Annotated in this window: 27 protein-coding genes; 17 read left to right on the top strand and 10 right to left on the bottom strand. The window is 64.1% G+C overall.

Going from position 1 to position 22885, the window contains the following annotated elements:
- Positions 1 to 65: 65 nt before the first annotated feature.
- From IE083_RS04530 to IE083_RS04520, 3 genes are all read left to right on the top strand, one after another.
- On the top strand, positions 66 to 1562 hold the full coding sequence (locus IE083_RS04530; protein WP_189352438.1) for a CoA-acylating methylmalonate-semialdehyde dehydrogenase: 1497 nt from the start codon (positions 66 to 68) through the stop codon (positions 1560 to 1562).
- Between the two features lie 257 nt (positions 1563 to 1819).
- Positions 1820 to 2956: a DUF1513 domain-containing protein gene (locus IE083_RS04525; RefSeq protein WP_189352437.1), complete on the top strand. Its 1137-nt coding sequence runs from the start codon at positions 1820 to 1822 to the stop codon at positions 2954 to 2956.
- A 2-nt stretch (positions 2957 to 2958) separates the two neighbouring features.
- Positions 2959 to 3459 carry a hypothetical protein gene (locus IE083_RS04520; protein WP_189352436.1) on the top strand — a complete coding sequence of 167 codons (501 nt, stop codon included), beginning with the start codon at positions 2959 to 2961 and terminating at the stop codon, positions 3457 to 3459.
- A gap of 78 nt (positions 3460 to 3537) precedes the next feature.
- Here the strand turns inward: IE083_RS04520 and IE083_RS04515 are convergent, their stop codons facing one another.
- On the bottom strand, positions 3538 to 4188 hold the full coding sequence (locus tag IE083_RS04515; protein ID WP_189352435.1) for an HAD family hydrolase: 651 nt from the start codon (positions 4186 to 4188) through the stop codon (positions 3538 to 3540).
- 72 nt (positions 4189 to 4260) lie between these two features.
- Entirely contained in the window at positions 4261 to 5790 is a 1530-nt protein-coding gene (ilvA, locus tag IE083_RS04510; RefSeq protein WP_189352434.1) for a threonine ammonia-lyase, biosynthetic, read from the bottom strand.
- A gap of 236 nt (positions 5791 to 6026) precedes the next feature.
- Here ilvA and IE083_RS04505 point away from each other — a divergent pair, with 236 nt between their 5' ends.
- From IE083_RS04505 to IE083_RS04485, 5 genes are all read left to right on the top strand, one after another.
- On the top strand, positions 6027 to 7169 hold the full coding sequence (locus IE083_RS04505; RefSeq protein ID WP_189352433.1) for a D-alanyl-D-alanine carboxypeptidase family protein: 1143 nt from the start codon (positions 6027 to 6029) through the stop codon (positions 7167 to 7169).
- Positions 7170 to 7238: 69 nt separating this feature from the next.
- Positions 7239 to 7508, top strand: coding sequence for an HP0495 family protein (locus tag IE083_RS04500; RefSeq protein ID WP_189352432.1), 270 nt, complete (start codon positions 7239 to 7241; stop codon positions 7506 to 7508).
- Positions 7509 to 7511: 3 nt separating this feature from the next.
- Positions 7512 to 8135 (top strand): lipoyl(octanoyl) transferase LipB, encoded by a 624-nt coding sequence (gene lipB / locus IE083_RS04495; protein ID WP_189352431.1) that lies wholly within the window; start codon positions 7512 to 7514, stop codon positions 8133 to 8135.
- On the top strand, positions 8132 to 9079 hold the full coding sequence (gene lipA, locus IE083_RS04490; RefSeq protein ID WP_189352430.1) for a lipoyl synthase: 948 nt from the start codon (positions 8132 to 8134) through the stop codon (positions 9077 to 9079). Before lipB ends, lipA begins: the two co-directional genes overlap by 4 nt.
- Before the next feature lie 234 nt (positions 9080 to 9313).
- Entirely contained in the window at positions 9314 to 9961 is a 648-nt protein-coding gene (locus IE083_RS04485) for a hypothetical protein (protein ID WP_189352429.1), read from the top strand.
- 181 nt (positions 9962 to 10142) lie between these two features.
- Here the strand turns inward: IE083_RS04485 and tyrS are convergent, their stop codons facing one another.
- On the bottom strand, positions 10143 to 11417 hold the full coding sequence (gene tyrS, locus IE083_RS04480; RefSeq protein ID WP_189352428.1) for a tyrosine--tRNA ligase: 1275 nt from the start codon (positions 11415 to 11417) through the stop codon (positions 10143 to 10145).
- Between the two features lie 196 nt (positions 11418 to 11613).
- Here tyrS and IE083_RS04475 point away from each other — a divergent pair, with 196 nt between their 5' ends.
- Positions 11614 to 12294, top strand: coding sequence for a cytochrome b/b6 domain-containing protein (locus tag IE083_RS04475; RefSeq protein ID WP_189352427.1), 681 nt, complete (start codon positions 11614 to 11616; stop codon positions 12292 to 12294).
- Positions 12295 to 12361: 67 nt separating this feature from the next.
- On the opposite strand, the gene IE083_RS04470 is transcribed toward IE083_RS04475, so the two are convergent.
- The gene (locus IE083_RS04470) at positions 12362 to 12790 is read right to left on the bottom strand and encodes a c-type cytochrome (RefSeq protein WP_229799602.1); all 429 of its coding nucleotides are present in this window, start codon (positions 12788 to 12790) and stop codon (positions 12362 to 12364) included.
- 93 nt (positions 12791 to 12883) lie between these two features.
- On the bottom strand, positions 12884 to 13315 hold the full coding sequence (locus IE083_RS04465) for a c-type cytochrome (RefSeq protein ID WP_189352426.1): 432 nt from the start codon (positions 13313 to 13315) through the stop codon (positions 12884 to 12886).
- A 164-nt stretch (positions 13316 to 13479) separates the two neighbouring features.
- On the opposite strand from IE083_RS04465, the gene IE083_RS04460 reads away from it, so the two are divergent.
- Genes IE083_RS04460 through IE083_RS04435 form a run of 6 tightly spaced genes read left to right on the top strand, consistent with a single transcriptional unit; the run spans position 13480 to position 17601 of the window.
- Entirely contained in the window at positions 13480 to 13914 is a 435-nt protein-coding gene (locus IE083_RS04460) for a Fur family transcriptional regulator (RefSeq protein WP_189352425.1), read from the top strand.
- Positions 13902 to 14852 (top strand): CobW family GTP-binding protein, encoded by a 951-nt coding sequence (locus IE083_RS04455; RefSeq protein WP_189352424.1) that lies wholly within the window; start codon positions 13902 to 13904, stop codon positions 14850 to 14852. Before IE083_RS04460 ends, IE083_RS04455 begins: the two co-directional genes overlap by 13 nt.
- Positions 14853 to 14857: 5 nt before the next feature.
- Positions 14858 to 15076: a hypothetical protein gene (locus IE083_RS04450; protein WP_189352423.1), complete on the top strand. Its 219-nt coding sequence runs from the start codon at positions 14858 to 14860 to the stop codon at positions 15074 to 15076.
- Positions 15073 to 15813 (top strand): metal ABC transporter ATP-binding protein, encoded by a 741-nt coding sequence (locus IE083_RS04445; protein ID WP_189352422.1) that lies wholly within the window; start codon positions 15073 to 15075, stop codon positions 15811 to 15813. The genes IE083_RS04450 and IE083_RS04445 overlap by 4 nt, the downstream gene beginning before the upstream one ends.
- Positions 15814 to 15863: 50 nt before the next feature.
- On the top strand, positions 15864 to 16688 hold the full coding sequence (locus tag IE083_RS04440) for a metal ABC transporter permease (protein WP_047966538.1): 825 nt from the start codon (positions 15864 to 15866) through the stop codon (positions 16686 to 16688).
- A gap of 25 nt (positions 16689 to 16713) precedes the next feature.
- The gene (locus IE083_RS04435) at positions 16714 to 17601 is read left to right on the top strand and encodes a metal ABC transporter solute-binding protein, Zn/Mn family (protein ID WP_229799601.1); all 888 of its coding nucleotides are present in this window, start codon (positions 16714 to 16716) and stop codon (positions 17599 to 17601) included.
- On the opposite strand, the gene IE083_RS04430 is transcribed toward IE083_RS04435, so the two are convergent.
- The gene (locus IE083_RS04430) at positions 17585 to 18256 is read right to left on the bottom strand and encodes a sulfite exporter TauE/SafE family protein (RefSeq protein ID WP_189352421.1); all 672 of its coding nucleotides are present in this window, start codon (positions 18254 to 18256) and stop codon (positions 17585 to 17587) included. The two genes, IE083_RS04435 and IE083_RS04430, sit on opposite strands and share 17 nt — an antisense overlap.
- Positions 18257 to 18551: 295 nt before the next feature.
- Between IE083_RS04430 and IE083_RS04425 the strand changes: the two genes are divergently transcribed.
- Complete coding sequence (locus IE083_RS04425; protein WP_189352420.1) at positions 18552 to 19334, top strand: enoyl-CoA hydratase; 783 nt, start codon at positions 18552 to 18554, stop codon at positions 19332 to 19334.
- Between the two features lie 69 nt (positions 19335 to 19403).
- Here the strand turns inward: IE083_RS04425 and IE083_RS04420 are convergent, their stop codons facing one another.
- The 4 genes from IE083_RS04420 to IE083_RS04405 are packed head-to-tail and all read right to left on the bottom strand — an operon-like array spanning position 19404 to position 21560.
- Entirely contained in the window at positions 19404 to 20180 is a 777-nt protein-coding gene (locus tag IE083_RS04420; RefSeq protein WP_189352419.1) for a peptidylprolyl isomerase, read from the bottom strand.
- Positions 20181 to 20195: 15 nt separating this feature from the next.
- Positions 20196 to 20987, bottom strand: coding sequence for a peptidylprolyl isomerase (locus tag IE083_RS04415; protein WP_189352418.1), 792 nt, complete (start codon positions 20985 to 20987; stop codon positions 20196 to 20198).
- Positions 20988 to 20997: 10 nt separating this feature from the next.
- On the bottom strand, positions 20998 to 21261 hold the full coding sequence (locus IE083_RS04410; protein ID WP_189352417.1) for a BolA family protein: 264 nt from the start codon (positions 21259 to 21261) through the stop codon (positions 20998 to 21000).
- A complete protein-coding gene (locus IE083_RS04405; protein ID WP_189352416.1) occupies positions 21258 to 21560 on the bottom strand; it encodes a YciI family protein in 303 nt (100 codons plus the stop codon). Before IE083_RS04405 ends, IE083_RS04410 begins: the two co-directional genes overlap by 4 nt.
- Before the next feature lie 323 nt (positions 21561 to 21883).
- On the opposite strand from IE083_RS04405, the gene IE083_RS04400 reads away from it, so the two are divergent.
- Positions 21884 to 22819 (top strand): DHH family phosphoesterase, encoded by a 936-nt coding sequence (locus IE083_RS04400; RefSeq protein WP_189352415.1) that lies wholly within the window; start codon positions 21884 to 21886, stop codon positions 22817 to 22819.
- The last annotated feature ends 66 nt before the right edge of the window (positions 22820 to 22885 follow it).

The following is a 22885-nucleotide window of genomic DNA, read 5'->3' as shown; positions in this document are numbered from 1 at the left end:
ACCACAGGCAGACCCGCCCCGGGCTGCCGGGGCAGAGTCTTGCCCGCAAGCAGAGGACCAACGACATGAATCGCATTCTCAGCCACTTCATCAACGGCCAGCAAACCGCCGGTCACAGCAGCCGCACCAGCACGGTGTACAACCCGGCCAGCGGCCAGGCGCAGGCCGAGGTGCTGCTGGCCGACAGCCCCGATGTCAACGCCGCCGTCGCCGCCGCCAAGGCCGCTTTTCCGGCCTGGAGCGAAACCGCACCGCATCGCCGCGCCCGCATCATGTTCAAGTTCAAGGAATTGCTGGAAGCGCGGCAGGACGAGCTGGCGGCCATCATTTCAAGTGAACATGGCAAGGTGCATTCCGACGCGCTGGGTGAGGTCGCCCGTGGCCTGGAAGTGGTGGAGTTCGCCTGCGGCATTCCGCAGCTGCTGAAGGGTGAGTACACCGAACAGGTTGGCCGCGGCATCGACGCCTGGAGCATGCGCCAGCCGCTGGGCGTGGTTGCCGGCATCACCCCGTTCAACTTCCCGGCCATGGTACCGATGTGGATGTTCCCGGTGGCGCTGGCCTGCGGTAACTGCTTCATCCTGAAGCCGTCCGAGCGTGACCCGTCGGCGGCGCTGCTGATTGCCGAGCTGCTGAAAGAAGCCGGCCTGCCGGACGGCGTGTTCGGCGTGCTGCAGGGCGACAAGCTGGCGGTGGACGGCCTGCTGACCCACCCGGACGTGGCGGCGGTGAGCTTCGTTGGCTCCACCCCGATCGCGCAGTACATCTACGAAACCGGCGCCCGCCACGGCAAGCGCGTGCAGGCACTGGGCGGCGCCAAGAACCACATGGTGGTGATGCCGGACGCCGATCTGGAACAGACCGTGGACGCGCTGATGGGCGCCGCCTACGGCTCCGCCGGCGAGCGCTGCATGGCGATCTCGGTGGCGGTGGCGGTCGGCAATGTCGCCGACGCGCTGGTGGAAAAACTGGCGACTCGCCTCAAGACTCTGAAAGTCGGCCCAGGCAACGATCCGCAGTCGGAAATGGGCCCGCTGGTGACACGCACCCATCTCGACAAGGTCAGTGGCTATATCGCCCGCGGCGTGGAAGAGGGCGCCCGCCTGGTGGTGGACGGCCGTGGCCTCTCCGTGCCGGGCTGCGAGGACGGTTTCTTCCTCGGCGGCTGCCTGTTCGACAACGTCAGCACCGACATGGTCGTCTACCAGGAAGAAATCTTCGGGCCGGTGCTGTGCGTGGTGCGCGTCGACAGCTTCAACGAGGCGGTGCAGATGATCAACAACCACGCCTTCGGCAACGGCACCGCCATCTTTACCCGCGACGGCGATTCGGCACGCGAATTCGTGCACCGCATCCAGGTCGGCATGGTCGGCATCAACGTGCCGCTGCCGGTGCCGATGGCGTTCCACAGCTTCGGCGGCTGGAAAGCGTCGCTGTTCGGCGACCATCACATGCACGGCCCGGAAGGGGTGCGCTTCTATACCCGCATGAAGGCGGTCACCAGCCGCTGGCCGACCGGCATCCGCGCCGGCGCCGAATTCGCGATGCCCACCATGAAGTAAGACGGACGCAACTCTCCCAAGGCGTTTGTGTTTTTGCCACCCTGCGGGGTGGCTATTTTTTTTCGGCCAGCCCCGGCCGGCAAAGGCACGGTAAAACGCGCGGTTGCGGCAGGGACGCGGGGCGCCAGATAACCCGTTCGGCATGGTCGCAGCCGCAATGGCGGGTTGGCATCCTTGATGTTTGTCAAGGATAATCACAATGAGAATGATTTACAGTTCTTTTTTCTAAACCATTGCATGGCTTGCCACTTTTTGACATGAATATTGAACTCAGCCGCCGCCGCTTCCTGCTCTCCCTTGCCGCACTCGGCATCCTGCCGCATGCCGCTCTTGCAGCAGGCTCCAGCGATCAAGAACAGCAAAAAACCCTTATCGGTGCCGCCTGGCGCGGCCCCAATACGGGCGATGCTTACTATGCCGGGGTGCTGGCCGCAGACTGGGAGCGTAAAACCCTGGATATCCGCTATCAGGTGGCGCTGCCGGGGCGGCCGCACGGGCTGGTGCCCGAGGCAGGCGGCGGCTTGCTGGTCAACGGCTTGCGTCCTGGTACCTGGTTGTTGCGCTGCGATGGCAACGGCAAGGTGCTGCAGCAAGTTGATGTGAGCGCCGAGTCGGCCTCCGTGCGGCTGAGCGGCCATATCGCCGTTGGCAGTGAATTCCTTTACACCACCGAGATCGACTACAAGAACGATCAGGGCCGCATCGGTGTACGCGACCGTCACAGCCTGAAAAAGCTGGACGAATGGGCCAGCGGCGGTATCGAACCGCACCAGGCGCTACTTGATGATGCAGGCAATCTGGTGGTGGCCAATGGTGGTGTGCGGCGCACGCTGGCAGACAAGAAACATGATTTGCAGCGCATGGACTCCTCGCTGGTCAGGCTGGACGGCCGCAGTGGCCGTCAGCTGGGCCTGTGGAAACTGGATGACCAGCGCCTCAGCCTGCGCCATCTGGCCTGGAGCCGTTCACCGGAGTCGGACAAGACATATCTTGGCATTGCGATGCAGGCGGAGCATGACAGTGCAGAGCTTCGTGCTGCGGCGCCCAACCTGGCGGTTTTTGATGGCGATACGCTGCGCACGCCAACCCGCGACAACGACGGCCACGGCTATGCCGGAGATATCGTTGCTGCCTATAACGGCGGTTTTGTGCTGTCCAGCAACAAGGGTGGCGTGGCAAAACTCTGGCATCCCGGCGAGCCTGACAAGTTGCTGACTATTGTCGAAATGGAGGAGTCCTACGCGCTGGCAGACTGGCATGGTCCCAATCCGGGGGGGGGAGTGTTGCTGGCAACGGCGGCCGGACTGGTACGCTGGCATATTGCGGCCAAGCCGGTATTTCTGCCTTGGCCCAAGCCGATGGCGCTCGATAACCATTGGGTACTGGTGGCGTGAACATGACAGGAAAATTGATTGTAGTGTTGGCCGCTTTCTACCATGTCATGGCTACCGTGGCGGCCATGATGGCGATATTCCATTTTGCCCGTGCCTTGCGCGGCGAGGAAAACAGCCATCCGTTCTGGCGGCATGTGTTCAACTGGGGCGAGACCCATCTCTGGATCTCTGGCGCCATCCTGATCGGTGCCGGCATCTATCTGAGCAGCCTCGCCGAATACCTGAACAATCCCAAGCTGTGGACTAAGGTCAGCCTGGTTGTGCTATGGGCAGCTGCTTCCTATGCAATCCGGAGGTCTTCCCGCAGTGCTTCGGCGACGCGGCGCAACCTGCTGTTCGGCATTTCCAGTGGCAGCCTGCTTTACGGCACCTTCCTGGGGGTCGCCAAGCCGCTGGCTTATGGCATTCTGCCTTTCCCCTGGTTCCTGGCCGGATTCGTGGCAACCATTGTCCTTTGCACCCTTGGCGTCAGCCGGATATTGCCACCGTTGGCGCCAGCCTGAGGGCGGGCAGGGCGTGGTGCTGGTGGTGAGCACGCAAGGTTGGCCGCAATGCCGTCATGGCCTTGCGACCTTGTTGTGTCAGGACAGGTGGGGCAGCAGTGCCAGTGGCTGGTCGATGGTGATGTCGGCCTGCCAGCTGGCCGGGTCGTCGCTGTCGGCGATGTAGCCCCAGTTGACCAGCACCGTTTTCATGCCCACCGCGCGGCCGGCCTGGATGTCGCGCTCGGCATCGCCGACATAAAGACAATGCTCCGGTGCGATGTCGATCTGCTGCGCCGCGTGCAGCATCGGCGCCGGGTCCGGCTTGGCGACGCCGACGGTATCGCCGCTGACCACCACTGCCGGCGTCACCGCGAACGGCAGTGCCGGCACCAGCCGGTCGGTGAAGCGCATCGGCTTGTTGGTGACGATGCCCCACTTCAGGCCGCGGGCGTCGATCTCGCGCAGCAGCGCGTTGATGTCGTCGAACAGCACCGTTTCGTCGGCAAAGCTGTGCTCGTACAGGTCCAGGAAGCGCAACCGGTATTCTTCGAAACGCGGGTGGCTCTTGTCGATGCCGAAGCCGAGGCTGACCAGACCGCGCGCGCCGTGGCTGGCGATCGGGCGCACCGCTTCGTACGGTTGCGGCGGCAGGCCTTCTTCGGCCAGCAGGCGGTTGAGGGCGGCGCCCAGGTCGCGGGCGGTGTCGGCCAGGGTGCCGTCAAGGTCAAACAGTACGGCCTTGATCATGATTGCTGCGATCTCCGGTAATGGCTTGCGGCCAATCTTGAGGCAAGGTTGGCCGCAGGTGGGCGGGGCGGTTCAGCGGACGGTCTTGCCGAGGAACAGCTTGTACGCCGGGTTGTTGGTTTCTTCCACGCACGGGTAACCGAGGCTGTCGAGGAATTGCTGGAACGCGGCATTGTCCTCGCTGGGCACCTGGATGCCGACCAGCACGCGGGCGTAGTCGGCGCCGTGGTTGCGGTAGTGGAACAGGCTGATGTTCCAGTTGGTGTGCATCGCCTCCAGGAAGCGCATCAGTGCGCCCGGACGCTCCGGGAACTCGAAGCGGAACACGCGCTCGTCCTTCAGCTGCGGCGCGTGGCCGCCGACCAAGTGGCGGATGTGCAGCTTGGCCAGCTCGTTGTCGGTGAGGTCCAGCCCGTCCAGTTCGTTGCTCTGCAGGTCGGCCACGATGCGGCCAACGTCCTCACGCCCGGTGATCTGCACGCCGACGAACACGTGGGCGATACTCGGATCGGCGAAGCGGTAGTTGAACTCGGTAATGTTGCGGTTGCCGACCACGCTGCAGAACTTCTTGAAGCTGCCCGGCTTCTCCGGGATGGTGACCGCGATCACCGCCTCGCGCCGCTCGCCCAGCTCCGAGCGCTCCGACACGTGGCGCAGGCGGTCGAAGTTCATGTTGGCGCCGCAGTTGATGGCGACAAAGGTCTTGCCGCTGCAGCCTTCGCGCTCGATATAGGTCTTGACCGCCGCCACCGCCAGCGCGCCGGCCGGCTCGGTGATGGAGCGGGTGTCCTCGAAGATGTCCTTGATCGCGGCGCAGATGGCGTCGGTATCGACCAGCATGATCTCGTCCAGCAGTTCGCGGCAGATGCGGAAGGTTTCCTCGCCCACCAACTTTACCGCCACGCCGTCGGCGAACAGACCGACGTCCTTCAGTTCGACGCGGTGGCCGGCCTCGATCGACTGCTTCATGGCGTCGGAATCGACCGGCTGCACGCCGATGATCTTGATTTCCGGCTTCAGGCGCTTGATGTAGCTGGCCACGCCGGCGGCCAGGCCACCACCGCCGATGGCGACGAACACCGCGTCGATCGGGCCGGGGTGCTGGCGCAGGATCTCCATGCCGATGGTGCCCTGGCCGGCGATCACGTCCGGATCGTCGAATGGCGGGATGTAGGTCATGCCGTTTTCGGCCACCAGTTTCATAGTGTGCTGGTAGGCATCGCTGAACGATTCGCCGGCCAGTACCACCTTGCCGCCACGGCGGGTGACGCCGTCGATCTTCACCTGCGGGGTGGTGACCGGCATCACGATGGTGGCTTCACAGCCGATGCGCTGCGCCGACAGTGCCACGCCCTGCGCGTGGTTGCCGGCGCTGGCGGTAATCACGCCGCGGGCTAGCTGTTCCGGCGTCAGCTTGGACATCTTGTTGTAGGCGCCGCGCAGCTTGAACGAGAACACCGGCTGCAAGTCTTCGCGCTTGAGCAGAATGGTGTTGCCGGTGCGGCGGCCAAGGTTGGCCGCCACGTCCAGCGGGCTCTCGATGGCCACGTCGTAGACGTTGGAAGTAAGAATGCGTTCTAGATAGTCCTTGGGATGCGGCATGGTGATCGGTGTCCGGATGATGTCTTTATTTTGTGAATCACCAGATTAACAGGAACCAAGTGCCAGCGAAAAGCGCCGTAAGGCAAAGATTGCTGCATTGCGGCGGCGGTCGGCGCGGCGCGCAGGCTTGTTTTGTAAAGAAAAACCTGCGTCGCGGCGCGAATGAAGCGCGGGCTTGGGTGTATAATCCCCGCCTGCTTTGCCTTGAACCCACCCTAAATCCCGTTTTGTCGCTGATGAAAAAGATTACCTCTGCCCTGCTTGTCGCCGCCCTGTCGCTCTCCACGCTGGCCCAGGCCAGCACTGCCTTTGTGCCGCCGGTCCCGGAAATCGCGGGCAAGGCGTATTTCCTGATGGACTATCAGAGTGGCCAGATCATTGCGGCCCGTGACCCGGACCTGCGTGTCGAACCCGCCTCGCTGACCAAGCTGATGACGGCCTATCTCACCTTCAAGGCACTGAAGGAAAAACGCCTGACGCTGGAGCAGACGCTGACCGTATCGCCGGTGGGCTGGAAGCAGGAAGGCTCGCGCATGTTCCTCGACCCGAAAGTGCCGGTCACGGTCGACAACCTGATCAAGGGCATGATCGTGCAGTCCGGCAACGATGCCTGCGTAACGCTGGCCGAAGCCATTGCCGGCAGCGAGCAGGTGTTCGCGCAGATGATGACTGCCGAGGCCAGACGCCTGGGCATGAAGGCCACCAGTTTCAAGAATTCCACCGGCCTGCCGGACCCCGAGCACTTTACCTCGGTGCGTGACCTGGCAACACTGTCGGCGGCGATCATCCGCGATTTCCCGCAGTACTATCCGACTTACTCGATCAAGTCGTTCACCTATAACAACATCGCCCAGCCTAACCGCAACCTGCTGCTGTACCGCGATCCGAATGTGGACGGCATGAAGACCGGCCACACCGAGGGCGCCGGTTATAATCTGATCGCCTCCAGCCGCCGCGACGGCCGCCGCGTGCTGTCGGTGGTGGTCGGCACTGCCAGCCCGGAGGCACGTGCGGTGGAAAGCTCGAAATTGCTCAACTACGGCTTGCAGTTTTTCGAAACGCCCAAATTGTATACTGCCGGACAAGCCGTCTCGAAGCTGCCGGTGTACAAGGGCGCCGCCTCGGAGCTTGCCATCGGTTTTGATCGCGACGTGCACATCACCGTTGCCAAGGGCGCAAGCAGCCGCCTGAAGGCAGAAATGAAGACACTGCAGCCGGTGATCGCGCCAATCAGGCAGGGCCAGGAAGTCGGCAAGCTGACCTTGTCGCTGGACGGCAAAGTCTTGCTGGAGCGCCCGGTGCAGGCCTTGAAGGCGGTGGAAGAGGGCGGCTTCTTCAGCCGCCTGTGGGACAGCATCAAGCTGTGGCTGGGCTGGTAAAACACCGGCAAGGTTGGCCGCAACCGGTGGCGGCCAATCCTGGCATCCGCAATATTCGAGTACAGAGCAATGAGTGAACAGCAGAAAGAGTTGATGGAGTTTCCGTGCCGCTTCCCGATCAAGGTGATGGGTGAGCGGCATCCGGATTTCCACCCCACCATTTTCGAAGTGGTGCGCCTGCACGCACCGGATCTGGACATCACCGACATCGTGGCGCGTGACAGCTCCAGCGGCCGTTACGTGTCGCTGACCGTCACCGTGACCGCGATGTCGCGCGAACAGCTGGACGACATCTACCGCGCACTGTCCAGCCACACCCTCGTCAAGTTTGCGCTGTAAGCCATGAGCCGCCTCGTCAAACAACTGGGTCTGGCCGACTACACACCCATCTGGCAGGCCATGCAGGCCTTTACCGACAGCCGCACGCCAGCAACGCCGGACGAGCTATGGTGCGTCGAGCACCCGCCGGTGTACACCCTCGGTCTTGCCGGCAAGCCGGAACACCTGATCATGCCCGGCAGCATCGAGGTGGTGAAGTGCGATCGCGGCGGCCAAGTCACCTATCATGGCCCCGGCCAGCTGGTGGTCTACCTGCTGATCGACTTCAAGCGCATGGGCATCGGCGTGCGCGAGCTGGTGCGCCGCATCGAACAGGCGATCATCGACATGCTGGGCGAACTGGGCATTGCTGCCTATGGCGATGTCAACGCCCCCGGCGTCTATGTCGGCGGCGAGAAGATCGCGTCGCTGGGCCTGCGCATCAAGAACGGCGCCGTCTACCACGGGCTGAGCCTGAATGTGGACATGGACCTGACGCCGTTCAGCTGGATCAACCCTTGCGGCTATGCCGGCCTCAAGGTCACGCAAATCAAAGACCAAGGCGTTGCGCTGACCGTTGCGCAAGCCGCCGAACGGCTGCTGCCGCAGCTGGAGCGACACCTGACGGTGATGAAGGAGACAGCATGAAACTGGAAAACCAGGTTGGCGTAAAACACAAGGGCGCTGACAAGACGGCACGCATTCCGATCAAGATCGTGCCGCTGGACGAAAAGCTCAAAAAGCCGGAGTGGATTCGCGCCAAGCTGCCCAATGGCCAGCGTTTCAACGAAATCAAGCAGATCCTGCGCGAGCAGAAGCTGCACACCGTCTGTGAAGAGGCGACCTGCCCGAACATCGGCGAGTGCTTCAGCAAGGGCACAGCCACCTTCATGATCATGGGCGACATCTGCACCCGCCGCTGCCCGTTCTGCGATGTCGGCCACGGCCGCCCCAATCCGCTGAATCCGGACGAACCCCGGCATCTGGCCGACAGCGTGGCAGCGATGCGGCTCAAGTATGTGGTGATTACCTCGGTGGACCGCGACGACCTGCGCGACGGCGGTGCCCAGCACTTTGCCGACTGCATCAGCGAAGTGCGCAAGCAGTCGCCGGGCACCCAGATCGAGGTGCTGGTGCCGGATTTCCGCGGTCGCCTCGACATCGCACTGGATATCCTCAGCGCCACACGGCCGGACGTGATGAACCACAACCTGGAAACTGCACCGCGTCTGTACAAGCAGGCCCGTCCCGGCTCCGACTACCAGCACTCGCTGACGCTGCTGAAAGAGTACAAGGCACGCAATCCGGAAGTGCGTACCAAGTCCGGCATCATGGTCGGCCTCGGCGAAACCGATGAGGAAGTGTATGAAGTGATGGCCGACATGCGCGCGCACGACATCGACATGCTCACCATCGGCCAGTACCTGCAACCGACCGATGGCCACCTGCCGGTGCTGCGCTACGTGCATCCGGACGTGTTCAAGCAGTACGAAACCCGTGCCTACGAAATGGGCTTCAAGCACGCCGCCGTCGGTGCCATGGTGCGTTCCAGCTATCACGCTGACGTACAGGCCCACGAGGCCGGCGTGTAAGGGCCTGTCACGATCTGCTGCGACTTGATCGCAACGGGGGCGATGCCGCGTTAAAAACGGCTTCGGAATGCTTGTTTATTTCTGGATAAACGCCGCTTCCTCAGCCGTTTTCGCCTTGTCTCGCGTGAGCTCGCGAGATCGTGAAGATGCTCTAAGGTTGGCCGCAACCCTCCGATAACGGCGCCAGTGGGCGCCGTTGTTGTTTTCGATTCCGCAACACAAGGACACCATCGCATGAACCATGACGCCCAGGCCGCGGCCATCAGTAACGAACAATGGCGTCACGCCAAGGCGCTGCAACAGCAGCTGGATGCGCTGCTGGGCGAGGTGCTCGGCGCGGCCAGGCTGTGCCACAAGCTGGGCAGTGTCGAGGAGAGCGTGCAGCAAGTGCCGGCGCTGGGGCGGGTGGCGCTGGCAAGCAGCCTGCCGCTGATCGTGCGCAACAAGAAAAGGAAGGAATTCATCGGCGGCTGGCTCAATTACCAGGTCAGCCTTGCCGGTGACGGCGTGCCGTTGCAACAGGATGGCACACCGGCGGGCGCTGTGCTGCACGTGGCACACTGGGCCTGCGAGTTTGCCTTCGAGTACGACGCCTTTGTCGGCTTTCCGGCCAGCGCGTGGCAGCCGTGGGAAAACCGCGGCAACCGCCTGCTGTGGTGGGAAGAGAGCGAATCCCACTTCGGTGCAGAGTGGACCTATACGCTGCAGCTGGCGGCGCTGGACGGCAGCGAGGCCTTGCTGGCAGCGGTGGTGCGGCCGGCACTGGCGCTGCTGCAGGGCAGGCCGCTGGACGAGGCGCTGCCGGCCGGCGTGCCGGGCTTGCTGCATTACCACGATGTAGAGATCGACGGTGAACGGGAGCTGCGCGTCAGCCTTGGCTGATGCGGCCAACCTTGGGGCAGTGCATGGCGTTGACCGTCGTGTGCGGATACGGCAGCCATGCTGTCGTGCCGGCGATAACGGGTACGGATGGTTGGTTTCCCCGGTGTGCCTGGCAGTAATGAAAACAGCCATGCAAAGGCATGGCTGTCGGCGGCATTGCGGCCAACGTTGGCCGCAGTGTTTATTGCCAGCAGAGCAGGGTGTGGTGCTTCTTGCCGCGCTTGAGCAGGCTGTATTGGCCGAACAGGCGCTCGCCGTCGCCGATCTGGTGCTCAAGGCTGTCGATCTTGTTGCCGTTGACGCTGACGGCGCCGCTCTGGATGAAGGTGCGCGCTTCCGATTTCGACTTGGCCAGGCCGCCGGCGACCAGTGCGTCGATCAGGCCGCTGCTGTCGCGTGGCAGTTGCAGGCTGGGCATGCCGTCCTGTGCCAGCTGCGCGAAGTCGGACGCGGTCAGCTCGTGCAGGCTGCCGGAGAACAGGCTGGCGCTGATGCGCTGCGCTGCGGCCACGGCGTCCTGGCCGTGTACCAGCGCGGTGACCTGTTCCGCCAGGATGCGCTGCGCTTGCGGCTTGCTGCCGCTGGCCTTGTCCTGTTCCTCGATGGCGGCGATCTCGGCCACCGACAGGAAGGAGAAGTAGCGCAGGAACTTGTACACGTCGGCGTCGGCGGTATTGAGCCAGAACTGGTAGAACGCGTACGGGCTGGTCTTGCTGGCGTCCAGCCAGATGGCACCACCTTCGGTCTTGCCGAACTTGGTGCCGTCGGCCTTGGTCACCAGCGGCAGGGTCAGGCCGAACACGTGTTGCTGGTTGATGCGGCGGGTGAGGTCGGTGCCGGCGGTGATGTTGCCCCACTGGTCGGAGCCGCCGATCTGCAGCTTGCAGCCGTGGCGGCGGTTCAGCTCGGTGAAGTCGTAGCCCTGCAGCAGGCTGTAGCTGAACTCGGTGTAGCTGATGCCCTGGTCTTCGCGGCTGATGCGCTGCTGCACCGATTCCTTCTTGATCATCTGGTTGACCGAGAAGTGCTTGCCGATGTCGCGCAGGAACTCCAGCGCGCCCATGCCGCCAAACCAGTCGTAATTGTTGGCCATGATCGCGGCGTTGTCGCCTTCGAAGCTCAGGAACGGCGACACCTGGCCGCGGATCTTGTCGACCCAGCCGGCGATCACGTCCGGGGTGTTCAGCTTGCGCTCAGTGGCCTTGAAGCTCGGGTCGCCGATCATGCCGGTGGCGCCGCCGACGAGGGCGATCGGGCGGTGGCCGGCCTGCTGGAAGCGGCGCAGTACCAGCACCGGTACCAGGTGGCCGAGGTGGAGGCTGTCGGCGGTCGGGTCGAAGCCGCAATACAAGGTCACACTTTCCTTAGCCAGCAGTTCGTCGAGTGCCGCCGCGTCGGTTTGCTGGGCGATCAGGCCGCGAGCTTGCAGTTCCTGGATAAGGCTGGACTGGTGCATGTATTTCTTCTCCACATGAGCAGGACGCGGGCCGTGGGCCGCGCGTTGACGATTGCGCCTGTTGGCGTTGCAACAAAAGATGGCGATTTTAACCGAAAATGACGCTTCGTAACGTGCGCTCTGGTGGCGGCCTGGCTTGGGTGAGCAATGCCGGGCCCGGCTATCGGCAGTGCAAACGGGAAAGGATGCTGCAGACATGAGCAGGATGATCAAGGTGTGGGATGTGCCGACACGGCTGTTTCACTGGACACTGGCAGCAGTATTTGCCGGGCTGTGGTTTAGTGCGGAGCAGGGCGGCGACTGGATGGAATGGCATCTGCGCCTTGGCATGCTGATGCTGGCGCTGCTGCTGTTCCGCGTGCTGTGGGGGCTGTGCGGCAGTCAGACGGCGCGCTTCGGCAATTTTCTTGCCGGGCCGGCGCGCATCCGCGCCTATCTGGCCGGACAGCTGCCGGTAACGGCGCAGCCGGGGCATAACCCGCTGGGTGGCTGGATGGTGCTGGTGCTGCTGCTGGCGCTGTTGCTGCAGACCGGGCTGGGGCTGTTTGCCGCCGACGTCAACAGCTACCTCTACGATGGCCCGCTGAAGGCATTGCTGGGCAATGACGAGCTGGCCGAACAGGTCACCGGCTGGCACAAGGACTGGTTCGACGTGCTGCTGCTGCTGGCGGTGATGCACGTGCTGGCGGTGGCGTTCTACAAGGTTGGCCGCAACACCGATCTGGTGCGCCCGATGCTGAGCGGGATGAAGGCGTTGCCGGCTGATGCTGCGCCCTTGCGCTTTGCGCCGCCGTGGCTGGCGCCGGTATTGTTGCTGCTGGCGGCGCTGCTGGTGTTCGGCGGCGTGTCGTGGCTGGCGGCCAGCGTGGCCGCCTGAGCCCCTCCGGAAATGGAAAACCGCCAGCCGGATATGGATTCGGCTGGCGGTTTTTGTTTCCGGCGGCTTAGCGCATCGAGCCGCGGAAGCTGTCGTGACAGGCCTTGCAGCTGGCGGCCACGGCGCCGTAGTCGCGGCGGATGGCGGCGAGGTCGCCGCCGCGCGCGGTTTGCTGCAGCCGGTCAACCGCAAGCAGGAACTTGTCCTGTTCCGCCTTCCATTTTGCCGGTTCGCTCCAGATCGCCGGCTTGGCGCGGCTGACGTTGTCGATGGTGCCCGGCTTGAACTGGCCGAATGGTGCCGCGGCGACCGCCTTCAGCGCGTCGGCGTGCCTGATGAACGCATCCTTGCGATAGCCGCTGCCGCGCAGCATCACGCCCATCGGTTCAAAGCTGCGCAATACCTGTTTGAAGGCTTTCTGGCGGTCTTCACCGGGACCGGCCTGGCTGGTGGTGGCAAGGAGGGCGAGGGTGGCAAGCAGGAGAATTTTTTTCATGATCTTGATGCGGGTGGCGACGGACTTTAGGATACCGCGCGCCAGAAAAGTTCAGCCCCGTCCGGGGCTGAACGTGGTGGCAGTGGGCCAGGCTCAATCGTTGCGGAAGCTGTCGTGGCAGGTCTTGCAGGTTTTCTGGGTGGCGCCGAACTGTGCCTTGATCGCGGCGAGGTCACCGCCGGCAGCGGTCTGCTTCAGCTTGGCGGTCTCGGTCTTGTGCTGGGCAATGGCGGCCTTCCAGTCTTGTGGCTTGCTCCATATCTTGGCCCGCGCCTCACTCTTGCCCTTGTCGCTGCCGGCCGGGAAGTGCTGCCACGGCTGCTGTGCCAGCGCATCCAGATGCGCGGCCAGCTTGGCGAATTCGTTCTTGTTGTACGGCGTTTCACCCTTCACGGTCTTGGCCATGGTGGCGACGGTTTGCTTGTACTGCTTGAAGATTTCCTGGCGCTGGGCGACCGGGTCGGCGGCAAAAGCCGGGTTCAGCAGTACGGTACAGGACGCAGCGGCAAGCAATAGCGGTTTCATCTGCATGACTCCTTGGGGATGGACAATCAATGCCGGGAGCTTACCACGGCATGGCTGCGGTCAAGACGGCAGGCAGTTAACAGTTGTTAATGGTGCTGTTATATAGTAACATTTGAAAATCGTTACTATCTGTTCCTCACATTCCTTGAACCCGGTGACTTGTCATGGATAAAGCAGGCTTTATTGCCGCTGCCGACCGGCAGTGTCAGCAGCAGGGCGTGAAGCTGACCGCGCTGCGCCGTCAGGTGCTGGAGCTGGTGCTGGCGCACGAAGGCGTGGTCAAGGCCTATCAGGTGCTGGCCGACCTGCAGCGCGAGCGCGGCATCGCCGCCCCGCCGACGGTGTACCGGGCGCTGGATTTCCTGGTGGAAGCCGGCCTGCTGCACAAGGTCGACGCGCTCAACGGTTATATCGTGTGCAGTCACGTCGGCTGCTGCCACGAAGGGCTGATCCTGGTGTGCACCGCCTGCGGTAGCGTCAACGAGCTGGAAGCGGCGCCGGCGCTGGACACGCTGCGACAGCAGGCGGCAGCGCAGGGCTTTGCCATCGCGCAACAAAACCTATTACTGACCGGACTGTGCCAGGCATGTCGAGTATGAAAAAAACCACCGTCAACGTGCTCACCGGCTTTCTCGGGGTGGGCAAGACCACGACGCTGCGCCACCTGATCGCGCAGCGACCGCAACATGAAAAATGGGCGATCATCGTCAACGAGTTCGGCGAGATCGGCATCGACGGCGCGGTGCTGGACAACGGCGAGCTGCCGGTGGCCGAGATCGCCGGTGGCTGCCTGTGCTGCGTCGCCGGGCCGCAGATGACGGTTACCGTCGCCAACCTGTTGCGCCGCGAGAAGCCGGACCGGCTGATCATCGAGGCCAGCGGCCTCGCCCACGCTGCCGGGCTGATCGACGAGCTGCGTGCCGAGCCATTGGGCAAGGCGCTGGAAGTGGGTGCGGTGATGACGCTGGTCGATCCGCGCCAGTTCGCCAACAACGACTACTTCCGCCAGCCTCTGTACCGCGACCAGGTGATGATTGCCGACGTGCTGCTGGCCACCAAGTGCGACCTTGCCGACGCGCCAACGTTGGCCGCCTACCGCGACAAGGCCGCCGCGCTGTTTCCGCCCAAGTCGCTGATCGCCGAGATCAGCGATGGTGCCGCCGATCCGGCGTGGCTGAATGCCGCGGTGCAGAACAAGTCGCGCTACCGGCCGGCGGTACGACCGGGCGACGCCTCTGGCTGGCAGTCGCAGGGCTGGACCTTCGCGCCGGACGCGGAGTTCTCCGGCGAGGTACTGACCGACCTGTTCGACAACCTGCCGCAACTGGTCGACGGTCTGGTACGCGCCAAGGGCGTGTTCCGCGTGCTGGACACCTGGCTGTGGCTGAACTGGACCGAAGGGCAGTGGGCGGCCAACCAGGTGGCGTGGCGCCGCGACAGCCGCTTCGAGGTGATCGGCAGCCGCATCAATGCCGACGCGCTGGAAGCCGCCATCCAGGCCTGCGTGCTGCCGGCAGGCAGCGGGAACGGGGCATGAGCGGCATGGCACCTTCCCGTCAGCACGAGCACCATGCGCACGATCACGCGCACGGCGCCGTACATGCGCACTCCCATCCGCACCCGCACGCCACCGGCGAGACCTCGCACCTGCCGCGCTGGCGCCTGCTGTCGCTGTCCGCCGGCCAGCGCCTGCTGCTGGCCGCGCTGCCGCTGGCCGCGCTGTGGCTGCTGGTGCTCTGGGCACTGCAGGAGGTGGCATGATCCGGCTGGAAAACCTGACGGTGTCCTACCGTCGCCACCCCGCCGTGCACCACGTCAGTGGCAGCTTTGCCGATGGCCAGGCCACGGCGATCTTCGGCCCCAACGGCGCCGGCAAGAGCACCCTGCTGAAAGCCATCATGGGCGCGCTGAAGCCGGATGCCGGTCGCGTGCTGATGCGCGGCGTGGCGCGCCGCGATCTGGCCTATCTGCCGCAGCAGTCGGAAATCGACCGTTCGCTGCCGGTGTCGGTGATCGACCTGGTGTCCAGCGGCCACTGGCAGCGCAGCGGCCTGTTCGGCAAGGTTGGCCGCAACGATGACGATGCGTCGTGGAACGCGCTGGTGACCGTCGGTCTGGAAGACTTCGCCACCCGCCCGATTGCCGCGCTGTCCAGCGGCCAGTTCCAGCGCGTGCTGTTCGCCCGCATCCTGGTGCAGGACGCGCCGCTGATTCTGCTCGACGAGCCGTTCAACGCTGTCGACGCGGCTACCACAGCCGACCTGCTGGCGCTGGTTGAACGCTGGAAGGCGGAAGGGCGCACCGTGATCGCGGTGCTGCACGACGAGCAGCAGGTGCGCGAGCACTTCCCGCAGACGCTGCTGATGGCGCGCGAGGTGATCGCCTGGGGCGACACTGCCGAGGTGCTGACCGCGGACAAGCTGCGCCGCGCCAGCGACACCGCGGCGCACTGGTCGGCCAATGCCCCGGTGTGCCGCGTGGATGGAGTAACTCAGTGATCGATTTCCTGTACCAATGGGTGCTGGCACCCTTTGTCGAATTCGCCTTCATGCGCCGCGCGCTGGTGGCGTGCCTGGCGCTGGCGCTGGGCAGCGCGCCGGTCGGCCTGTTCCTGGTGATGCGGCGCATGAGCCTGGTCGGCGACGCGATGAGCCACGCGGTGCTGCCCGGCGCCGCGGTCGGCTTCCTCATCGCCGGCCTGAGCCTGCCGGCGATGAGCCTCGGTGGTTTTGTCGCCGGCGTGCTGGTGGCCGGTTTTGCTGGACTCGCGACGCGCTTTACCGAGATCAAGGAAGACGCGAGCTTTGCCGCCTTCTACCTGCTGTCGCTGGCCATCGGCGTGCTGCTGGTGTCCAGCAGCGGCAGCAATGTCGATCTGATGCACCTGCTGTTTGGTTCGGTGCTGGCGGTGGACGACGCCGCGCTGCTGCTGGTGGCCAGCGTCGCCAGCGTGACGCTGCTGACCTTGGCGGTGATCTATCGCCCGCTGCTGCTGGAAAGCCTCGATCCGGTGTTCCTGCGCGCGGTCGGCGGCCACGGCAGCGTGTGGCACCTGCTGTTCCTGCTGCTGGTGGTGCTGAACCTGGTGTCCGGCTTCCAGGCGCTGGGCACGCTGATGTCGGTGGGGCTGATGATGCTGCCGGCGATCTGCTCGCGGCTGTGGGCGGCCACCGTCGGCGGCATGCTGCTGGCGGCCTTCCTGATCGCCGCGCTGGCGGGTATGGGCGGGCTGCTGCTGTCCTATCACGTCGAGCTGCCGTCCGGGCCGTGCATCATCCTGCTGGCCGGCCTGTTCTATATCGTTTCGCTGTTTGTTGCCCCGCAGGGCGGCGTGTTGCCCCGCCTGCTGCGGCAACGTCATTTGGAGAGTTGAGCGCGTGAACGTACGGAAAATTATTGTGAGCAGCCTGCTGTTGTCGCCGCTGGTGGCGTGGGCCAACCTGCCGGTGGTCGCCAGCTTCAGCATCATGGCCGACATCACCCGTGAAGTCGGCGGCGAGCGCGTCAGCGTGGTGTCGCTGGTCGGCGCCGACCAGGACGCCCACGTGTTCCAGCCCAAGCCGGCCGACGTCAAGAAGCTGGCCGAAGCCAAGGTGTTCGTGGTCAACGGCCTCGGCTTCGAGGGCTGGATCAACCGCCTGAACAAGTCGGCCAACTTCAAGGGCGTGACCGTGACCGCCGCTAACGGCATCAAGCCGCTGGCGGTGGCGGAAGACGAGCACGGCCATGACGAACATGGCCATGATGAGCACGGTCACGACCACGGCCGTGTCGATCCGCACGCCTGGCACAACCCGCAGCACGTGCTGCGTTATGTCGACAATATCGCCGCCGGCCTCAGCCGCGCCGATGCCGCCGGTGCCGCGTACTACCGCGAGCGCGCCGCCGCCTACAAGGCGCGGCTGCAGGAGCTGGACAGCTGGGCCGGCAAGCAGTTTGCCGCGGTGCCGGCGGCGCGGCGCAAGGTGCTGACCTCGCACGACGCCTTTGCCTACCTCGGCCAGCGCTACGCGATCCGCTTCATGGCGCCGCAAGGGGTGAGCACCGACGCCGAGGCCTCGGCCAAGTCGGTGGCGCAGCTGATCCGGCAGGTGAAAAAGGAACAGGTGAAGGCGGTGTTCATCGAGAACATGTCCGACCGGCGCCTGATTGACCAGTTGGCGAAAGAGGCTGGCGTCAAGGTCGGCGGCAAGCTGTACTCCGATGCGCTTTCCAGCCAGCCCGGCGCGCGCAGCTATCTGGAAATGTTCCGCAGCAACGTGACCGCGCTCAGCCAGTTGATGTAAGCAGCAGCCACAGGTGCCAGCTACCGAGTGCCATCACGGCCAGCCCCGCCACCAGGCGGACTGGCCGTTGCTGTTTCAGCTGCTGCAGCTTGCTGGCAAACAGCCCCATCAGCAGCAGGTTGGGCAGGGTGCCGAGACCGAAGGCCAGCATCACCAGCGCCCCCTGGCCGGCACCGCCGGAGGCCAGCGCGGCGATGCTGGCGGTGTAGACCAGGCCACACGGCAGCCAGCCCCAGATCGCGCCGGCCAGCAGCGCCTGGCGGGCGGTGCGCACCGGCAGGTAGCGGCGGGTCAGCGGCTGCAGACACCGCCACAGCGGCCGGCCAAGGTGCTCGATGCGGGTGATGGCGGCGGACAGGCCGGCCAGGTACAGGCCGAGCAGGATCAGCAGCAGGTTGGCCGCGATGAACAGCGCGGTCTGCAACGGCTGGTACGCCGCCTGGCTCAGCCCCCACTGTGCCAGGCCGCCGAGCAGCGCACCGGCGCAGACGTAGCTACTGATGCGGCCAACGTTGTAGCACAACAGGTGCCACAGCGGCGCCGCTTGCGACTTGCCCAGCGAAATGGCGGTGACGATGCCGCCGCACATGCCAAGGCAGTGCACACCGCCGAGCAGGCCGGCAAGAAACAGGGACAGCAGGCTGATTTCCAGCATGGGTGACAACATGGGCAAAATGATGGCCGCCAGTTTAGCAGCCATGCCAGCATACGCGCGGGACTTGTTACCGGTTGCCATCTGTAAATGCTGTTTATTGAATGTCGGGCACCAAATTATGCCGCCGCTTGTCTGAGCGGCTAAAACTTGCAATATCAGTAACCTGGTCCATTTTTAAAGCTGGAAAACAGCGCCAATGCTCAAAAATTAGCCATTTCCCCGGTGTATACATCGTGAATAACGCTGTTGAATATTGCGCTTCAGCTGGGTCTTGCCGAGGCCGGAGGAGTGCCACATGACACAAAAAATCATTGTCGAACGTCTTGGCCAGTCGGCCATCGTCACCATCAACAATCCGCCGGCCAATGTGTGGACGATAGAGTCGTTGCAGGAGCTGGCCGGGGCGATGGGTGCGCTGGCGGCCGATGCCGGCATCCGCGCGGTGGTGTTGACCGGTGCCGGTGATCGCTACTTCTCGGCCGGTGCCGATCTTGCACTGTTTGGCGACGACGCGGCGGCACCCGCCGGCAAGGTGGTGGATGCCTTTACGCTGGCGTTTGACGCGGTGCGTAACTATCCCGGCGTGACGGTGGCAGCGGTGAACGGCTTCGCGTTGGGTGGAGGGCTGGAGTGTGCACTGGCCTGTGACTACATCGTGGCCGAGCGCGGTGCCAGCCTTGGGCTGCCGGAGGCGCGTGTCGGGCTGATCCCCTGTGCCGGCGGTACCAAGGCGCTGACCGACCGCGTCGGCGTGCCGTGGGCGAAACGCCTCATCCTTGGCGGCGAGTTCGTCAGCGCCGACAAGGCGCTGGCCATCGGGCTGGTGGAAGAGGTGGTGGAAAGCGGGCTGGCCAAGATCGTGGCGCTGAGCCTGGCGGCGCGGGTGCGTGAGCAGTCGCCGCAGGCGATCCGTGCCGCACGAAGGCTGATCGAAGCCAGTCCGGCGCAAACGTTGGCCGCACAGCTGGCAGCAGAAAAAGAGGCGTTCCTGGCGCTGATCGGCAGTGCGGAACAGCTGGAAGGCGTGCGCGCCTTCAACGAGAAGCGCGAGCCGGGCTGGGTGGAACGGGATGACTGAACCGAGCGTGCGCTGTCATGAAAAAACCGGCCAGCAGCCGGTTTTTTCATGCTCGGGCAGGGTGCCCTGTTACTGAACCTTGGCGCTGGCCTTCAGCGACTTGATCAGTGCTTCGACGCGCTGCGACTGGATACGCTGCTCCAGCTGCGGACGCAGGGTTTCCAGCGGCGGTGCCGCTTCCACTTTCACGTCGTTCAGCTTGATGACGTGGAAGCCGAAATCGGTCTTCACCGGGGTGGCGGTCACCTGACCCTTGGCCAGCTTCACCATCGCCTCGGAGAACGGGGCCACGAAGGTGCCCGGCTCGTTCCAGCCCAGGCTGCCGCCGTTGTCCTTGGAACCCGGATCCAGCGATTTTTCCTTGGCCAGCAGCGCGAACGGCTTGCCCTTTTTCAGCGCCTCGATCACGGCCTTGGCTTCGGCTTCGGTCTTCACCAGGATGTGGCTGGCGTCAAAGCTCTTGCGCTCCGGGAACTCGGCCTTCACCTTGTCGTACTCGGCACGGGCCTGGGCGTCGGTCACCGGGTTGGTGCGCAGGTGTTCCTTGATCAGGCGGTTGGCCAGTGCCATCGCCTTGGCGTTCTCGATTTCGGCGAGGTAGTCGGCGGACTTGTCCAGGCCCTTCTTCACGGCTTCCTGACGCAGGATTTCAGCGGTGATCAGCTGATCCTTGACCATTTGCGCCATTTCCGGCGTCGATTTCTGGCCTTGCGCTTCCATCATGCGGGTGATGGCATCGATACGCTGCTGGCTGATGGCAACGCCATTGACCGAAGTGGCGAACGCGCAAGCGGTGGCGGTCAGCAGGCTGACGGCAATCAGGGTTTTTTTCAAAGGGAAGTTCATCGGGGTTTCCAGTGGTTATTGAATGTTGGCTTTCTGACGCAATTCGCCGATCGAGTCACTAATCGCTTTGTCCTGCAGATCGCGGGCGATCTGCGGCTTGACGGTATCAAAAGGCAGCGGCTTCGCGTCGCGGATGTCCTCTACCTTGAACAGGTGCCAGCCGAGGCCGGAGCGCAGCGGCTGGGCGCTGAACTTGCCTTTGGGAATGGCTTGGAGCGCGGCGGCCAGTGGCGGTTCCATGGACGCCAGATTTCCCCAGCCCAGGTCGCCACCGCGTTCGCGGCTTGGCTGGTGGGTGGACTTGCTGGCGGCCAGGGTTTCGAACTTGGCGCCTTTTTTCAGCTCGGCCAGCACGCTGTTGGCGTCGGCTTCGCTGTTGACGATGATCTGGCGGACTTTGACTTCCTTCACGCCGTTAAAGCGCGCGCTGTACTGCTGGTAGGCCGCCTTCAGCGCGCTGTCCGACACCGCACTGGTGCTGAGGCGCTGCTGGAAGAAGGCCTGCTGCAGCAATTCGGTGCGCGCTTCGGCCAGCTGCTGCTGGAATTCCGGCTTCTTGTCGAGGCCGGCCTTGGCGGCAGCCTGCACGATCAGCTCGCGATTGATCAGGCGCTGGCGCACTTCTTCGCGCAGCGCCGGGCTGTCTTTCAGCTGGCCATTGCTGCTGCCGATGAGCTGTTTCACGGCCTGGTCCAGGGTGCTGCTGTCGATGGCGCTGCCGTTGACGGTGGCTACCGGTGCGGCCAGGCTCGGGGTGCTGCCGACGGCAGCCAGCAGCAGGGCCGCGAGAGTGAGTGATTTCTTCATGGGATGGATTTCAGAGATCGTCCGGAGTAAGGGTTTTGAGTGCCAGGGCGTGAATGCCCTGCTGCATCAAGTCGCCGAGGGCATCGTACACCATGCGTTGCCGCTCGATGCGCGACTTGCCGCTGAAACAGGCGCTGACGATCAGCACATTGTAGTGGCCACCGCTCTTGGCGCCGGCGTGGCCGGCATGGGACGCGCTGTCGTCCTCGATGTCGAGGTGTTCCGGCGCCAGTGCTGCCAGGCGCTGGCGCATGGTTTCGATGATGGCGCTCATGCCGGCAGCACCTTGCGGAACGGCTTGACGCTGACGCTGGCGTAGACGCCGGCGGCGACATAGGGATCGGCCTTCGCCCATTGCTCGGCTGCGGCCAGCGAGTCGAATTCGGCGACGATCAGGCTGCCGCTGAAGCCGGCCGGGCCGGGATCGTTGCTGTCGATGGCCGGGAACGGACCCGCCAGCAGCAGCCGGCCGTCGTTCTGCAGTGCCTGCAGGCGGGCCAAGTGTTCCGGCCGTGCCGCCAGGCGGTTGTCGAGGGAATTGGGGGCGTCGGTGCCTGTGATTGCGTACAGCATGGTGCCTTTCTTGGTCTCTCAAAAGCGGTCCGGCCGGCGGCCGACCTGCTGCGGGGGCGGTGAGGCGGGCCGCAGTTCTGCACTGGCCGGCACCGGAATCACTGCGCTGTGTCTGCTGAAATGGCGGCCGTGGCCGCGATTTCAAGCGGCAAGGCCCGGGGACGGAGCAATATGTCAGGATTATGCGGTGCTGGGTAGTGGCTGACAAGCCGGCAGGGCTATCACGCCCTTGCCGACTGCGGTACAGTTGCCGACAGCACTGATCGTGGCGGCAGACGGCCCGATCGAATCATCATTCATGGAAACAGGGCAGGGAAACAGAAATGACAACAGGACAGTTTCGTCTGGTGACGCGCAGTGATTTCGATGGTCTGGTCTGCGCGGTGTTGCTCAACGAGCTCGGGCTGATCGACGACATCAAATTCGTGCACCCGAAAGACATGCAGGACGGCAAGGTCGACATCACCGAGCGCGACATCACCACCAACCTGCCATACGTCGAAGCCGCGCACCTGGCCTTTGACCACCACCTGTCCGAAACCCTGCGCAACACCTCCGGCAAGCAGAACCATATCATCGACGCCGCGGCACCGTCCGCCGCGCGCGTGGTGTACGACTACTACGGTGGCAAGCAGCGCTTCCCGATGATCGCCGACGACATGATGGCGGCGGTGGACAAGGCCGACGCCGCGCAGTTTGCGCGCGGCGAGATCCTTGATCCGAGCGGCTGGGTGCTGCTCAACTTCCTGATGGATGCCCGTACCGGCCTGGGTCGTTTCCGCGAATTCCGCATCAGCAACTATGCGCTGATGATGGACCTGATCAAGTACTGCCGCGACCACTCCATCGACGAGATCCTGCGGCTGCCGGATGTGCGCGAGCGCGTCGAGCTGTACTTCGAGCACGAGGCAGCGGCCAAGGAACAGATCCAGCGCTGCGCCCGCGTCGAGGGCAAGGTGGTGGTACTGGACCTGCGCAACGAGACGCTGATCCACCCGATCAACCGCTTCATGATCTACGCGCTGTACCCGCAGGCCAACATCTCCATCCACGTGCTGTGGGGGCTGAACCAGCAGAACACCGTGTTTGCCACCGGCAAGTCCATTCTCGACCGCAGCAACCGCACCAGCGTCGGTGAGCTGATGCTGAAGTACGGCGGCGGTGGCCACGAAGCCGCCGGCACCTGCCAGGTCGACAACGACCAGGCCGAGCGCGTGCTGGGCGAGCTGGTGGCGCAGATCAACGCCAACGAGGGCTAAGAATCTGTTCAAAGTCTCGCGAGCGAGAGCGAGACAAGGCGAAAACGGCTGAGGAAGCGGAGTTGA

The organism is Vogesella fluminis, from assembly GCF_014652335.1.
Taxonomy (GTDB): domain Bacteria; phylum Pseudomonadota; class Gammaproteobacteria; order Burkholderiales; family Chromobacteriaceae; genus Vogesella; species Vogesella fluminis.
The sequence above is the reverse complement of the archived record's forward strand: the minus strand, read 5'-3'. Positions and strand labels throughout refer to the sequence as shown.